The organism is Cedecea sp. B1(4) (genome assembly GCF_059414925.1).
The window spans coordinates 1-251 of the sequence record NZ_JCAHMZ010000178.1 but is presented as its reverse complement, the minus strand read 5'-3'; the positions used below and the strand labels follow the sequence as shown (position 1 = coordinate 251).

Below are 251 nucleotides of genomic sequence, written 5' to 3'. Positions count from 1 at the left end.
GCTGGTCCTGATGCCCACCGGCGGCGGCAAGTCGCTCTGTTACCAGATTCCGTCGCTGGTGCGCGAAGGCACCGGTATCGTCGTGTCGCCCCTGATCGCGCTGATGCAGGACCAGGTCGACGCGCTGACCGAACTCGGCGTGCGCGCCGCCTTCCTCAACTCGACGCAGGAATGGCGCGTGGCCCGCGACGTCGAGCAGGCTTTCCTGGCCGGCGAGCTGGACCTGCTGTACGTGGCGCCCGAGCGCCTGC

Annotated in this window: 1 protein-coding gene; it reads left to right on the top strand. The window is 69.3% G+C overall.

The genetic code is table 11. The annotated features are described in order from the left end of the window. The coding region (locus tag ACR6JA_RS22530) for a DEAD/DEAH box helicase (RefSeq protein WP_494599668.1) at positions 1-251 on the top strand (251 nt) is incomplete at both ends.